The sequence below is a fragment of the Pedobacter sp. Bi126 genome (assembly GCF_918698245.1).
GTDB lineage: Bacteria > Bacteroidota > Bacteroidia > Sphingobacteriales > Sphingobacteriaceae > Pedobacter.
Genome location: NZ_CAKKMS010000006.1, coordinates 148,001 through 163,681, shown reverse-complemented (window position 1 = coordinate 163,681; position 15,681 = coordinate 148,001). Strand labels below are relative to the sequence as shown.

General features: G+C 39.8%; 13 protein-coding genes. 5 read left to right on the top strand and 8 right to left on the bottom strand.

Translation table 11 applies throughout. From position 1 onward, the window contains the following. Nucleotides 1-535: 535 nt before the first annotated feature. From LQ201_RS20875 to LQ201_RS20865, 3 genes are all read left to right on the top strand, one after another. Nucleotides 536-1,423 carry an AraC family transcriptional regulator gene (locus LQ201_RS20875; protein WP_230145246.1) on the top strand — a complete coding sequence of 296 codons (888 nt, stop codon included), beginning with the start codon at nt 536-538 and terminating at the stop codon, nt 1,421-1,423. Nucleotides 1,424-2,035: 612 nt separating this feature from the next. Next, nucleotides 2,036-5,209, top strand: a complete 3,174-nt coding sequence (locus tag LQ201_RS20870; RefSeq protein ID WP_230146685.1) for a TonB-dependent receptor — start codon at nt 2,036-2,038, stop codon at nt 5,207-5,209. Between the two features lie 26 nt (nt 5,210-5,235). Beyond that, a complete protein-coding gene (locus LQ201_RS20865) occupies nt 5,236-6,831 on the top strand; it encodes a RagB/SusD family nutrient uptake outer membrane protein (protein ID WP_230145248.1) in 1,596 nt (531 codons plus the stop codon). A 249-nt stretch (nt 6,832-7,080) separates the two neighbouring features. Here LQ201_RS20865 and LQ201_RS20860 read toward each other — a convergent pair whose 3' ends face one another. From LQ201_RS20860 to LQ201_RS20825, 8 genes are all read right to left on the bottom strand, one after another. Next, nucleotides 7,081-8,199 carry an ABC transporter permease gene (locus LQ201_RS20860; RefSeq protein WP_230145249.1) on the bottom strand — a complete coding sequence of 373 codons (1,119 nt, stop codon included), beginning with the start codon at nt 8,197-8,199 and terminating at the stop codon, nt 7,081-7,083. Then, nucleotides 8,196-9,302 (bottom strand): ABC transporter permease, encoded by a 1,107-nt coding sequence (locus LQ201_RS20855; protein ID WP_230145250.1) that lies wholly within the window; start codon nt 9,300-9,302, stop codon nt 8,196-8,198. The genes LQ201_RS20860 and LQ201_RS20855 overlap by 4 nt, the downstream gene beginning before the upstream one ends. An 11-nt stretch (nt 9,303-9,313) precedes the next feature. Beyond that, nucleotides 9,314-10,054: an ABC transporter ATP-binding protein gene (locus LQ201_RS20850; protein WP_230145251.1), complete on the bottom strand. Its 741-nt coding sequence runs from the start codon at nt 10,052-10,054 to the stop codon at nt 9,314-9,316. Between the two features lie 2 nt (nt 10,055-10,056). Then, a complete protein-coding gene (locus LQ201_RS20845; protein WP_230145252.1) occupies nt 10,057-10,962 on the bottom strand; it encodes an ABC transporter ATP-binding protein in 906 nt (301 codons plus the stop codon). Nucleotides 10,963-10,965: 3 nt separating this feature from the next. Further along, nucleotides 10,966-11,862, bottom strand: a complete 897-nt coding sequence (locus LQ201_RS20840) for an HlyD family secretion protein (RefSeq protein ID WP_230145253.1) — start codon at nt 11,860-11,862, stop codon at nt 10,966-10,968. Between the two features lie 9 nt (nt 11,863-11,871). After that, the gene (locus LQ201_RS20835) at nt 11,872-13,137 is read right to left on the bottom strand and encodes a TolC family protein (protein WP_230145254.1); all 1,266 of its coding nucleotides are present in this window, start codon (nt 13,135-13,137) and stop codon (nt 11,872-11,874) included. Nucleotides 13,138-13,202: 65 nt separating this feature from the next. Next, nucleotides 13,203-13,811 (bottom strand): TetR/AcrR family transcriptional regulator, encoded by a 609-nt coding sequence (locus tag LQ201_RS20830; protein ID WP_230145255.1) that lies wholly within the window; start codon nt 13,809-13,811, stop codon nt 13,203-13,205. A gap of 143 nt (nt 13,812-13,954) precedes the next feature. Beyond that, nucleotides 13,955-14,572: a MarR family winged helix-turn-helix transcriptional regulator gene (locus LQ201_RS20825; protein ID WP_230145256.1), complete on the bottom strand. Its 618-nt coding sequence runs from the start codon at nt 14,570-14,572 to the stop codon at nt 13,955-13,957. A gap of 82 nt (nt 14,573-14,654) precedes the next feature. Between LQ201_RS20825 and LQ201_RS20820 the strand changes: the two genes are divergently transcribed. Both LQ201_RS20820 and LQ201_RS20815 read left to right on the top strand, forming a co-directional pair. Further along, nucleotides 14,655-14,993, top strand: coding sequence for a YciI family protein (locus tag LQ201_RS20820; protein WP_230145257.1), 339 nt, complete (start codon nt 14,655-14,657; stop codon nt 14,991-14,993). 101 nt (nt 14,994-15,094) lie between these two features. Then, complete coding sequence (locus LQ201_RS20815; protein ID WP_230145258.1) at nt 15,095-15,670, top strand: Crp/Fnr family transcriptional regulator; 576 nt, start codon at nt 15,095-15,097, stop codon at nt 15,668-15,670. The last annotated feature ends 11 nt before the right edge of the window (nt 15,671-15,681 follow it).

Here is a 15,681-nt window from a genome sequence, read left to right as displayed (position 1 = left end):
CTGTTCATTACAGTATAAACCGCCATATATGCTTTGCAATCATCATATCTTCTGGAGCCAGTTCTGTTTTCTCATCCACATAGAGCTGTATCAGTACGTAATCATTGCCGATTATTGGCTTAGTGTTGTTCTATTTGGTTGATTATCAGTTCAGATTATCCCGTCAGTAATTGATATTTGAATTTGTATGAAATAATCTCGAAATAGTGATCAAATCTGATTTTTTTGCTAAAAACCGACTTTTTGTGTTTTTCTATGCCTGTAAGCAGCGTTGTTAATTTCTATTCTGTCGCCTCCTTTGCTCGTCTTTTTCGTTTAAAAAAGTATCATTGCAAAAAAAAAATAGCTTAAGCTGCGTTTGAAAGTGCTTGATTGCAATTATTTTAAGTACTTTCCTTTGATCGGTGCTCTCAATTTATCCCCTTTCATATTTAATCGAGGAGAGGGCGGTTGTAAAAAACCGATTTTTATTATATTTGAAATCTTTACGCGTACGTTCAGAGATATTAAAGCAGTTTGCATATTTGTACTTGAAATGATCAAAAGAAACTTACGGCATAGCTTTTCACTTCTCAATGTTGACTATGTGCGACTTAATGCCAAATGGAATTATAAGAATGTGATCAGCCCGTACTACCGCATTTACTATATAGATGAGGGAGAAGGAGAAATATCAGATGCTGAAAGCTCGCTAAAGCTAGAGCCGGACTATTTGTACATTGTTCCCAGTTTCACCCTATGTAATTTAAATTGTAAGAATTCTCTGGGCCAGTATTTTGTCCAGTTTTTTGAGGATTCGACAGATGGAAGTTCACTTTTTGCCAATAACAGAAATGTATTGAAAACAGCGGCCACCGAAACAGACCTTAATCTTTTTGGCAGGCTGCTCCAGATTAACCCTGGAAGAGGAATAAACCGGTCTGATAATCCTAAAATCTATGAAAAAGATATTTATTATAAAGAATATCAGGAGCTTAACAATCAACAGAACGCTTCGGCCTATCTGGAAACCCAAGGGATTCTGATGCTGTTAACTGCCAGGTTCCTAAATCCCCAGCTTTTCAAAAGCCCGGAACACAAACTTATACCGGTAAAAATTGCAGAAACCTTAAATTATATCCTTATCAATTTGCATACAGATCTTTCTGTATATCAGCTTGCTTCTCGCGTAAATCAAAATCCCGATTATTTTTCAAGGCAGTTTAAACAGTATACGGGAACCAGGCCTTTGAATTATATAAACGAAAAACGCGTTGAACGGGCACAGTATCTAATGGCGACAAGTAGAATGTCATATTCAGAGATTTGTGCCCAGACCGGATTTGATAACCTTTCCTACTTTTCTAAAACCTTCAAAAAGTTAACTGGCATGGCACCGAGCATATATAAGAAACAGATCTATCAGGTTGGTTTTAACCATTAAACTAAATATTTGTACTGATGTTAATATTACCAATTGCTTTAAAACCTCATTTAGCATTAGGTAACTGAATGATATAACGGATCTGATTATCGCTAAATCCTTGGAGCAACACATCGCTGGATTAATAGTTTACAGCCACAAAAAAATGATGACCATGATGATAATCCTGTCTTGTTTCATGGGTAAAGATCTGATTATCATTTGTACCTATTATAGATAAAATAGAACCTGCTTTCGATTTGTTCATCTGCAGTGTATCAGCGTCTTCTTTTTCCTTACCAGATAGTGCTTTTTCTTTCCATATGCCTGTTTGGATGCCTCTAGACTTTGTTTTTCCATGTCGACTTGATGCAAGTATTCCATGTTTATACCCAATTTGCCATTTTCTGGCAAGGCTAAGGCAACAAATAGGTTAACATTTATATACCTATTTTTTATCAAATGTGCCCTTTCTGAAACCAGCTTATGGCTATTTTAGAAACGCTGACCATATAGACCGTCTTTCACTTTTAATGCAAAGCATTCCCGGACTTGTAGATTTCTGTCATGGTTCAGTCCGACATTTAAAATATTTAGAAATAACCATTTATATACAAAAAAACAATTATGAGCATGAAAATTACCCATTTAACAAGGCTGCTAGGACCAGCCAGATTATGGCTCTTGCTGCTGTTGCTTGTGCCGATGAGTGCATTGCGCGTTACGGCACAAACAGTCACCATTAAAGGAGTTGTAACATCAGCCGATGATAACAGTCCGCTTCCCGGAGTTACTGTATTGGAAAAAGGAAAGCAGAATGGTATGGTTACTGGCACCGATGGCTCTTATTCTGTTAATGTACCACAGGATGCTACGCTCGTATTTTCTTCCATAGGATTCGCAAAGCAGGAAGTTAAATTAAACGGAAAAACAGTATTGAACATAAAACTGCAGAGTGATGTAAGTGCCCTTAATGATGTAGTGGTAATAGGTTATGGAACTGCCAGAAAAAAGGACCTGATAGGTTCGGTAAATGTTGTGGCCGCGAAGGATGCAGGTGCTAACACCAATACCAGTGCCGCACAGCTCCTTATCGGTAAGGCCCCGGGTGTACAGGTATTAAATTCAAATGGCACCCCGGGTTCAAATGCCCAGATTATTGTACGCGGTACTGGTTCGTTTACCAATGTGGAACCATTGTATGTTGTTGACGGCATACAGGGTGATGCCAATCTTTTTAATACAATCAACCCACAGGACATTGATAATATTACGATTTTAAAAGATGCAGCCTCTACCGCGATTTATGGTGTTGCTGCCGCTAATGGTGTGGTTATCGTTACCACTAAAAAGGCTAAAAGTGGCATCCCGCAGATATTATTTGACTCGCAGGTTGGTACTTCATCGGTGCGCAAACAACTTGACCTGCTTAATGCAAACGACTATGTCAATCTTATAAAAGATATAGCCGCTACCAATAACCTTACGCCTCCGGCCAAACTAAATACTCCTTTTGTAGGTGTTGACCGTACCGATTGGCAAAAAGAAATATTTAAAACGGCTTTATCCACCCAAAACAATGCAAGTATAAGCGGTGGCAGCGAAAAGGTGACCTATAATCTCTCACTAGGTTATTTAACCCAGCAGGCTATTGTTAAAGATTACCGTTTAAGAAGATTAAACAGCCGTTTTTCTCTAGATGAGAAACTAGGGCGTTTTCATTTCGGCCAAAGCCTTAATATCCGTTATACCAACACTAACGGGCAGACAGCAAGCATATTAAACGCCATCAGCTATGCACCTTATCAGCCGATATACGATCCCGCTATTTTAGGTGGCTACTCTATCCTTACCAATGTTGATGACAACAGTAACGCCGTAAATCCATTGCAGAGTTTAGGCGTTCAAACCTTATCAAGCAACGATCTGGTATTGTATCCGCAGGTTTTTGGCGAAGTAAATATTATTAAAGGTTTAACTTTAAGGTCGCAGCTGGCGGGTGTATATGGTACTTCGACAAACGATTCATACCAGATACCTTATATTACATCCAACAACCTGGCTTTCAGTCGGCAGGCGGGCCGTGCATTTAACAGTTATTCCAATTATACTTTTGAAAACTACCTGTCGTACAACCGTATTTTTGGCAAACATAATATATCGGCAACTGCAGGTACCAGTTATATTGATGCCGGATCGAGTAAATACCTGAGCGTATTGGGCACAGGCATGTTAAATGACAATGTAAAAGATATAGGTGTAGCGCCAACCATCACCAGTCAGGCTAACACATCCGGTTATTATACACAGTTTGGCAGGGCTATCTCTTATTATGGCCGCTTGGTATATACCTTTAACGATCGTTATATCTTATCGGGAAGTATCCGCCGTGACGGATCTTCAAACTTTGGGCCTCAAAGCCGTTATGGTAACTTTCCGGGAATTGGCTTTGCATGGCGTATCAGCGAAGAAGAATTTGTCAAATCGGCACTTCCGTTTATCAGCGATGCAAAATTTCGCATAGGGTGGGGCCGTACAGGTAATAATAAGTTTGGTTTAACTACAACACAGGTATTTACTTTTGGCGGTTCGCCAACCGGCAACCTGATTTATTCACTGGGGGATAACAAAAGTTTTGTAAACGGAACTACGGTAACTTCCATTGCAAACCCATTGTTGAGATGGGAACAGACAGACCAGACCGATATCGGGCTTGATCTGGGTTTCCTGAAAAACAAACTTACGCTTACCTTTGATTATTATAACCGAAAAAGCAGTGGTTTGCTAGTGGGAATTCCGGTACCGACCAGCGTAGGCATTGGCGGATTAAGCGGATTCAGCAGTACCTTAATTACCAATGCTGCAGATGCTCAAAATAAAGGTTTCGAATTTCAGTTGGCCTATGCTGATAAAACCAGTGACTTTAACTACAATGTAAGTGTAAATGGAGGTTATAACCAAAATAAAACATTATCACTAGGTGCACAATCGTCAACCCCTATAATTGGAGGATACTTTAATAATTTAAATGGTATTACATTAACACAACCAGGTTCACCTATTGGCGCTTTTTATGGTTATGCGGTTGATCATGTAGCAAGCACACAAGCAGAAATTGATGCATTAAATGCAGCTACCAGACAAAAAACTGGAAATCCAGCCAGTCTATATCAGGATGGATTATTGCCAGGAGATTTTGTATTTAAAGATCTTAACAACGATGGTGTTGTGGATAGTAAGGATCAGAAGGTACTGGGCAGTCCAATTCCGAAGTTTACGTACGGTTTTAATGCCGGGGCATCTTATAAAAACTTCGACCTAAATATCGTCATCTCTGGTGTTCAGGGTGTTCAATTGGCCAATTCACTTAAATTTTACACCGAAAATGCCTCAACCGGACATAATGCTTCTACCGCCATTTTAAACAGGTGGAGAAAACCGGGTGATATTGCCGCTTTGCCAAGGGCAGGCCAAAATGTTACGGCAACAGGGAATTTGAGGCCTTCTGATTTTTTTGTTGAAAATGGATCATACCTGCGGGTACGTAACGTAACCTTAGGTTATACTTTTACAAAAACGGCGTTAAATTCTTTCTCCGGTAATGTATTAAGCAGGTTGCGGGTTTATGTAGCAGCTCAAAACTTATTTACCATCACAAAATATACTGGATATGACCCCGAAATAAGCACCCAAACCAATGGTGGTGTTAATGGCGGGGCCAGCGATTATATATTTAACCGGGGTATTGATGATGGGCAGATACCACAGCCACGTACATTTTTGGCGGGCATACAAGTTGGATTTTAATGATGAAAAATATTAAAGACATAATGATGAAAAAATATATAAAATATCTGATTGTTGTAGTTTTAATGATTGCAACCGGGGGATGTAAGAAGGATTTGGATTTACAGAATAAAAGCGCATATACCTATGACACTTATTTCACAAGTGATGCAGCCATAAATCAAGCCGTGATAGCCAGTTACGCTACTTTATTGCATTCTGGTTTGTGGGCCCGCGAATGGTATTATATTTTTGATCTGCTGGGCTATGATGCCAAAAATGCTCAACCACTCCAGGGGGATTTATTGGCCCTGGCACAATATAATTTTGCCGCTAACCAACCGCAGTTAGAAGCCATGTGGTCATCGTTATACCGAATGGTTATGAGGTCAAACGTTGTGATTAACCGTGCCCAGGCTTGGGCTCCTGCCAATGCAACCGAACAGGCCAATCAAAAGCAATATATTGCCGAAGCTAAATTTTTAAGGGCTTATGCTTATTTTAACCTGGTTAATCTGTACGGCCGTGTACCTTTGCGTAAAGCGTATATCCCTTTGCCAACACCAGAAGAAATTAATCTGCCCCGTGCAGCTGTAGCAGATGTATGGGCTTTTATTGAACAGGATTTAAAAGACGCACAAGCTGACCTTCCTATTTCATATGCTCCAGCCAGTTTTGGGCGTACTACCCGGGGGGCTGCGGTTGCATTGCTTGGTAAATCATACCTGTACGAAAAAAAATGGGGAGATGCTGTTACTGAATTAAGCAAACTGACACAGGCTCCATACACCTATGCGCTCGCGCCCATCTATAATAACTTGTTTGATGATCCGAATCAGAATAATACAGCCCTTAATAAGGAAACTATTTTTCAGGTAATGAACCAGGCTTGGACCGATTGGGGTATCGGTAACCAGTATGCCGCGTTTGGCGGTCAGGAAACGTGGGGTGGGAAAGCAAGCCACTCTGCCCGTGCACAGGAATATGGCTTTAACGATTGGAATAATGTGTTTATTACCACTACTGCTGTTAAAGCTTTTACCTACACTAACCCACAAACCAATGCCACTTACGTCGATCCACGTGCAGCTTATACTTTTTATGGAGATGCTGCCAGTGGCGGGCAAACCCAATATTGCCAGCAATGCGCAACCGGGCCAGTAGCCTTTCCCTATGCCTCAGCCGGATACAAATATTTAAAATATGAGTATTATAATAAAGTAGCAAGCTTTGGTGGCCCGCAAAGTGGCATCAATGGGCAGGTGATCCGCTATGCAGATGTATTGCTGATGCTTGCCGAGGCTTACATACAACAGGGCAATACCGGATCGCAGCCATTGGCACTGATTAACCAGGTGCGCAGCAGGCCGAGCGTTAATGCGCCGCTTTATATCAGTTTGGGCAGCCAATCTCAGGCAATGACCATTCTGATGCGCGAAAGACAATTGGAACTGACCGGCGAACAGACCCGTTATTTTGATCTGATCCGTTGGGGCATAGCTAAGCAGACCATTAATTCGCAAAGGCAGATAGAAGATGGTACCCAGCCTTTTCAGGATAAAAATGTTTTATTTCCTATCCCACTATCTGAAAAGAACGCAAACCCCAATGTTGGTAAGGATATTGGTAGTGATTGGAATTAAATCAACAAAAGAGATGAGGCTGTATCATAAATTGTAATTTACTTCGAATTTGTCACGTTGAGCCTGTCGAAATGCCTTTTAAGATATTAAAAAAAGGTCCTTTGACAGGCTCTCCTAAGGAGAGCCCTTGGACAGGATGATAATTCTATATTATGATACAGCCTCTTTTATCTGCATATTCTGGTATAAAATTATCGTTTATCTGGTTTTCAAAGCTTTGCTTACTGTAATACCCCTAGCGGATACCTGTCAACCAGTCTTCTTGTAATTAAAGATGGCCCAGCCATTAAATATGATGGCGAACAAACTAATAATACCAAGCTGTGGTAATACATTTTTAAGTCCGCTTCCCTTAAGGATTATCATTCGCATTACTTCGATCAGGTAACTGACCGGATTAAACCTGGTAACAATTTTTGCCCAGTCGGGCATGCTGTCAACGGAAGTGAACAAGCCGCCCATCAGGATAAAAATCATAATAAAAAAGAACATTACAAACATTGCCTGTTGCTGCGACTCGCAAAAGGTGGAGATCAACAGGCCAAAACCTGAAACAGCCAATAGGTAAACTGTGATAAAACCATATAGTAATAATAAATTGCCAACTGGAACAATGCCATAAACCAGCCAGGCTATGATAAGCCCAAGCGTGAATACCACGTTACCCAAAATCCAGAATGGGATCAATTTGCCCAATATGAAATGATGTTTCTTTATCGGCGTTACGTTAATTTGTTCGATGGTACCTACTTCTTTTTCTTTGACAATATTTAACGCGGTTAAAAAACAGCCTATCATGGTTACGAGTGTAGCGAGAATTCCCGGAACCATAAAAATATGATAATCAAGCATAGGGTTGTACCAGTTTGACGCGGCAACATCAATTATCGGCTGTTGGTTAAACCTATGGGACTGAATAAATTGCAATCTTACTTCTCCATTAAAATCCTGGATTACATTCATAAGATAGACACTTCCCAGGTTGGCTTTTGTACCGTTTATTGCATTTACGGCTACAAATAATTTCTGCTCATTTTCGCGGATCAGATTCCGTTCAAAATTTTGGGGTATTTCCAATATAAGGTCAGCTTTATCCCTTTCGATCAGTTGGTATGCCTGGTTAAATGAAAAATTGTACCCGGTTAATCTGAAATATCCTGATGAGGTTACTTTAGCGATTAATTTCCTCGAAAACGAGGAATGATCATTATCGATTACCGCCACGCTAATGTTTTTTACCTCATAATTGGCCGCTAACGGCAGAACGATTAACTGCACGATCGGCATAAAGATGACCATCCCCAATATTGACCGGTTGCGGAAGATCTGTCTGAATTCTTTTTGAAGTAAAAATTTGATAGTTCTCATGATAAGCGGATTTTAAAATTTTTTAAACTGATAACTAACATAAATACAGTTATTCCCACCAGGATAAGTGTTTCCTTCCATATAGCGCTAAAACCAAGGCCTTTTATCATAATACTTTTAACAATAATGTAATACCATTTTGCAGGGATGATATTCGAAATAACCTGTAAGGGTAAGGGCATATTTTCTATCGGGAACATAAAACCGCTGAATAGGATAGTGGGCAGCATCATACCCATTAAAGAAATCAACATGGCCACCTGCATGCTATTTGTTTTTACCGAGATGAAAATTCCAATTGTTAAACAGGTAATGATAAATAATGTGCTTTCGGCAAAGAGTAGCAATATGTTGCCATTTATAGGCATATCGAGTACAAAAACACTAAGTAATAAAATAGAGGTTACATTGATAAGTGACAGGATCAGATAGGGGACAGCTTTAGATACGATTATTTTGAAAGGACTGAACGGCGATACCAAAAGGATTTCCATTGTACCTGTTTCTTTTTCTTTTACAATGGAAACAGCCGTCATCATAACGCAGACCAGCATTAGTACCAGGGCCATCACACCGGGTACATAATTGGGTGCGCCTTTGAGCTGGGGATTATATAGAAACCTGATCTCAGGCGTTATCCGGTAAGGTATGTTATTGGTTGTAAGGATACCTGTCATATAATCCTGAGTGATAGCACCGATATAGCTGGTCAAGGTGGTAGCACTATTGGGATCGGAGGCATCGGCAATTACCTGGATATGGGCAAGATTGTGATGCAATAAGTCGTTATTGAAGTTAGCAGGAAAAACCACAGCGAGCCTGATATCTCCCTGTTTAAGCACATTTTCCATTTGCTGGTGGCTCATTACCGTTTTTTCTACCTCAAAATATCTGCTTGCTTTTATTTTAGCTATAATTTGCTCTGAGGAAATATCATTCGCCTGGTCCATAATCACTATTTTGGCATTCTTTACCTCACTGGTGAGTGCGAAACCAAATATCAGAATTTGCACAATGGGCATTCCAAACAGAATCAGGAGCGTTTTCCGGTCGCGGATTACGTGTGCGAACTCTTTTTTTATAAATATCAGAAACTGTTTCATTTGCTTGAGTTTTATTCACTTCGCTTTGCACCACGTGCCAGTTCGTAAAATACTTCGTCCATATCTTTGGCCTTAAAAGCCTTCTTTAAATTCGCCGGTGTATCCAATGCCTGTATAGAGCCGTCAACCATGATGGAAATCCGGTTACAATATTCTGCCTCATCCATATAATGGGTGGTTACAAAAATGGTTACCCCTCTGTCGGCTGCATCATAGATCAGGTCCCAGAACTGTCTGCGGGTTACAGGGTCAACACCACCAGTCGGCTCGTCCAGAAAAACAATTTTTGGTTCATGTATTACCGCCACTGAAAAGGAGAGTTTTTGTTTCCATCCAAGGGGTAGGGAGGCCACCAGTTTTTTTGCCTGTTGTTGTAAACCCAATTGTTCAATCAGCTCAATGCTTTTTGTTTTGATCTCTTTATCAGTTAAACCGTAAATTCCACCAAAGAAATTGATATTTTCCAGTACTGTAAGGTCTTCATAAAGCGAAAACTTCTGGCTCATGTAGCCAATGTTTTTTTTGATTTGCTCGGTCTGTTTATAAACATCAAATCCAGCTATGGTAGCCTCGCCTGATGAGGGTAAGGAAAGCCCGCATAACATACGCATAGCAGTCGTTTTTCCTGCACCGTTTGCACCAAGAAATCCAAAAATCTCTCCTTTATTCACTTCAAAGGTAATCTCGTTGGTAGCTATAAAATCACCAAAACGTTTGGTTAGTTTATCTGTTTTAATTACGGCCTCGCTCATGATTACAATAGTTTAATAAAACAATCCTCAATGGTTACTGCTGTTTTTTTAAGTTCAATATCACTTAATCCCTGGTCTTTTAAGTAGGTAATCGCCTGATCTGGATTAAATCCTGGGTCCTTGAATGAAACGTGTGCAAATTCTCCGAAAGCATAACTACTCATTACCTGCTCGTATTTGCGCAGTACCTTTAAAAGAACGTGCATATTGTTGGCCTTAACAGCATACAGTTGTTCCGGATACGATGTAATTATGTTTTTAGGGCTATCAATTGATAAAAGCTTTCCCGACTGTATAAGGGCTATCCTGTCGCACATATTGGCCTCATCCATATATGGAGTAGATACAACAATGGTAATTTGCTGTGACTTTAACTGCTTGAGCATTTCCCAAAACTCCTTACGGGATACAGGGTCGACTCCAGTTGTTGGCTCATCGAGAAATAAAACGGTGGGCTTATGAATAAGCGCACAGCATAATGCCAGTTTCTGTTTCATGCCCCCTGATAGTTGCCCCGCTTTGCGGCTTTTGAAAGGCTCCAGCTGGATATAAATATTTTTGATAAGGTGGTAATTTTCCTTTACTGTAGTATTAAAAATCGTCGCAAAGAAATTCAGATTTTCTTCCACACTCAAATCCTGGTATAAAGAGAATTTTCCGGGCATGTAACCCACTTTACTGCGAATTTGTTTGTAATCCTTTACCACATCAAAACCATCAACGCTAGCCGATCCGCCATCAGGCAGCAGCAAGGTAGTCAGTACCCTGAAAATGCTTGTTTTCCCTGCACCATCCGGACCGATCAGTCCAAATATTTCACCTTGATTTATCCGAAAAGAAACATCATCAACGGCAGTTTTGTCTTTACCGTAAATCTTTACCAGGTTTTTTACAATAACTGCTTCCATTGTCTATAATTTAACCTCTCCGTACATTCCAATTTTCAGATACCCATCATTCTTTACCCTTATTTTAATTGCGTAAACCAGATTGGCCCTTTCATCTTTGGTCTGGATGGTTTTTGGTGTGAATTCTGCTTTATTGCTCACCCATTCTATTATACCGGGATAAGTTTTATAACTGTCCTTGGTATCGTCAACCAATACCTTTACCTGCTGGCCAACTTTGATATGGATGAGCTGGTTCCCAGTGATGTAGGCGCGCAGGGTAATGGTATTTAACGCTGCTATTTTGTAGATAGGTTTGCCAACATCTGTTCCTTCGTTGACCTCAGCATATTTAGTCAATACTGTGCCGTTAACCTGATTAACTATCTTGGATTTGCTGAGCTGATCGTCAATTTGCTGGATCTGTACGCTTAATGGTACTGTCTGATCGTTTAAACTTGCAGAAGTAATACCTAATGAAGACTGGAGTGCGGTAATCTGTTTTCTGATCACGCCTACCTGTGTGTTGGCATCATCAAGCTGCTTTTGTGTAGCCGCATCTGATTTTAAAAGGCTGGCTGTACGTTTTTGTTCGCGCAGGGCCTGGTAAAGCTGTTCCTGCAGGGCAGCTGTTTGGGCGTGGATATCGGGTTTCGAGCTCAAAGTAGCTTTTACCTGTGCAAGTAACTGCTGTTTTTTTAAATAGAGCTGTATGCTATCAATATAGCCTATGGTCTGTCCGGCTTTTAATACCTGACCTTCTTCCAGGTTAAGCTCCTTTATTATGCCGGATGCCTGAGCTGAAACAATAGTCTCAACTGCTTCAAAAGTACCTGATGCATCATATCTGTCTTCACTTTTACTGCATGAAAACAGGCTTGTTAATGTGAGTACTGCGAGTGGTAATAGTGTTCTTTTCATGATGGGTTATTATTGGTTACCAGTTGTAGTCTGTTGGTTATATTGGGCCATTAAGAGTTGTATTTCATGTAGGATTTTATTTTGACGGGCCTGATCTTCGTTGTTTACCTCACTCAAAAAATCGCGGCTGGTGATTACACCGTTAGCCAACTGCGCCAAAGCGGTGCTTTTAACTTTGGTACGGAGATCAATAATCTCATCATCCGATGTTAACAATTGCCTGTACTTGCTAACCTCAGCATCCTGCTGTTTTAAAACCAAATTGGTATTAAAAAGAAATGTTTCTTTTTGTATGTCTATACTTTTCCGGTTAATATCAATCAGTGCCCTGCTTTTTTTAAGGGTATAAAATATAGATGGAGACCAGGTAAGTTTAATCCCGCCGATGTAATAAGCGTCTACGTTATTGCTCAGCATATTCAGCGCCGGACGCCCTATGCCGCCCTGTAAGAACAGGTTCAGCTTAGGAAGGGTTTTAACGGTAAAAAGCTTGTTCTGTACCTCAAGATTTTTAATCTGCTGGTTATACACCTGCAGTTCCGGTCGGTTGATTTCATGCGAAACGGTTACAGATTGAGGTTTTATCAGAACGGTATGCTCATCAACGTCTCTGTTAATATATAAGCCCAGCATATCGGTATAAGCTTTACGCGAGGCAATGAGCTCAATGGAACGTTGTTTGTTTCTTAAGATTTCGGCTGTTATGATATCACCACTGCTTTTAAAAGCAACGCCATTTTTTATCGACGCAACAGTTTTATGATAACCTAACTGCATATCCTTTATAACCAATGCATTTTGTTTTAACTGCTCATCAAGCAGCAGTACACCGAAAAATAACTGGTTAATGCGATCTTTTAGTTGGTAAAGATCGGCTTTGAGCTGTTGCTGGTTTAATGTTTCATTATTTTTTTGCAGTTGTTTCTGCTGCTTAATCTCACCGCCATCATATACTGCCTGATTAAGTTCTGCAAAGAGTTTGTACTGATCTTTGCTTAAAACCGGAATGTCTACGCCTGGTAGTTTAATCGGTATTGCCGTTACTGCCGATTGGTAGGTAGCCTGTCCATAAATGTTGAGCTGCGGCAGCAAACCCTTCCGTATATTTTCGATGGTATAGCCAGCCGTTTTTGTAATGAGTTCACGCTGTTTTACAAGCGGGTAATTTTGTTCGGCAAGTTGGTAACAATCCTGCAAGCTTAGCTTATTGGCAGTTTGTGCCCCACTGACAAGAACTAATAACTGAAACGCGCAAAAAAGGAATTGCTTTTTCATGGTTAATCATTTTGTTTAATATTTTGATTTATTCATTTGATTAAATTATGGGCAAAAAAAATGAGCTATTCCAGCATCATTTTCATCCACTTAGGAATCAGTGCTTTGCGTTCTTTGAGCAGTTGAGTGAAAGTTTCATCGTTAACCGGGCCTGCCACAGTTAAAATAGGTTTAGCAATAAAAGGGAAGATCATCATGCTCATAAAATTAAGAAAGAACTGGATGGGATTGATATCCTTTTTCTGCTCTGCAAGTTGCTGTATAAAGTGTGTTTTTAGGACATATCCTTTTGATTGTATCATTTTTCCAAAACTTTCAGCGTTGTTCCTGATTTCACTTAGTACAAATATAGGCAGATCGGGATTTTTGATAAGCATGTCAATATAACTGCTTGCAATCAGTTCTAATTTTTCATCTAATGAGGTTTCCTCTTCATTTAATGCAGGCGCAATAAATGAAAAAAGTTGTTTAACCTTTTCCATCATAACAATTTCAAATAGCTTTTCCTTGCTTCGGAAATAATAGTTTAATAGCGCAAGATTTAATCCAGCCTCTTCTGCAATATCACGGGTTTTAGTGCCTGCATAACCTTTTTTAGTAAATACAACACGTGCTGCCTCCTTAATTTTTTCTTCTGTCGATAGGTTACTTTCAGCTTTTATCTGTTTTGCCATTTTGTATTTATCATATGATACAGCAAATATATAAAATTTAATTTGAATTAATCAAATGTTTAAATCAATAGATTAATTGTTTACTACGGAACTATGAGGTTTCGGTCACCTGAGAATAATCTGGTAACCCAACTCAGTTAAGACTACTTAATTGAGTTTTTTATAAAGGTTTCAATCTCGGCTATTGTCTGTGTTTTATTTTCTACAATCTTTTCATAGTGCTCATTGGTCAGTTTGCCCAATGAGCGTATTAACATGGTCTTTTGTTCTTTGTTCAGAGATGTAAACAGTAAGGAGATAACCTGGTTAAACAAGCTGTTTACCTTATTATAAATTTCAATGCCCTTATCTGTCGGTTTAATTAAACGTGCTCTTTTATCTGCCGGGTCAACGCGTTCACTGATCAGTCCTGCTTTAAGCATCCTGTTCAGAATATCTATACCTGTTGTGGGTTCCAATAGGAGACGAAAACTGATCACATCTGTTTTCCTAATTTCCTTATGGTCGTTAAGCGTATCTAAGATATAAAACCACTCCATTTCCATGTCCGGGATCTGCCTTAATGCCAGCTTAAGGTATGTTTTAATCAGACTGCCCGATTTGCCTATCAGTTTTGAAAGCAAAATATCCATTTCGGGATCAGGACCATCTTTCTGATTTTTATTTGTTAGGTAATCGTAACAGAAACTTTCAACATCTGCGTCGCGATGTGCATCAGCAAAAGCCTGCCAGGCGGTAATTAGTTCTACTAAAGGTTTCATGTGGCTAATATAAAATAACAAATTTAATATTTTCGTTGTATTTATATCGGATTCGTTTTATTTTTACCGAAATTATTTTTTTATGAAAGATTATATCATTTTATTCAGAGAACCTGACGGGAGAATGGATGAACATTCGGATGAATATCTACGGATACATCAGCAGCACTGGAGCGAGTGGCTTACCCGGTTAAAAGTTGATGGCCGTTTAGTTGGGGGGAGCTCCTTAACATTAGAGGGTAGACTCATCAGGGGTGATGGCACAACAATCATCCTAGCAACCCATAAAGTGGGGACGGAGATCGTAGGTGGATTTATATTATTAAAGGCAAATAATCTGGATGAGGCGGCAGAGATCGCATCGTCATGTCCAATTTATGAATCTGCCGGTTATTCGGAAGTCCGCGAGTTTAAAAATTAAGCCAGGTTATTAAAACTCTGACTCAGGCACTTCTTTTCTCCTAGAAGTGCGGAACAGGTTTCATTTGGGATTGATCAGCATTGTTTTTTTATCTTTGTACCATGCACGGTCAACTTATAAGTCTTATTACAAAAAGCCTACAACTTTCTAACCGGGATAGAGATTTGTGTGTACAGTACTTTGATCCGGTGAGCTATCCGAAAAACCGGATAATCGAAGAAGAAGGGAAGGTACCCGGGCATCTATATTTTGTGGTTTCGGGTTTTGCGAGGCTATTCCATTACAATGATAAGGGCGATGAGGTTACAACGCATATAAACTGTCCGCCTGGTTTCATTACCTCCTATGCTGATTTTACGAACCAGAAAAAGTCTGAAGAAAATCTGGAATGTATTACCGAATGTGAACTTTTGCGCATCAGTAAAGCAGATCTTGATCAGCTTATACAACAGAGCCCCACTTTTAAGGATTTTAGCTTTTTGGTATTTCAACAATCCTTATCCTATAATGAAACACGTGCCAGGGAGCTGGCCACCCTTGATGCGGAACAGCGTTATTTAAAAATGATGAACCAGTACCCCGAAGTTCTCCAGAATGTTCCCATGCAATACATTGCGTCTTTTCTTGGGATGAACCCTAAAAGTCTGAGCCGTATCAGAAAGAAGATCATTAGGTAACATTTGTGAAG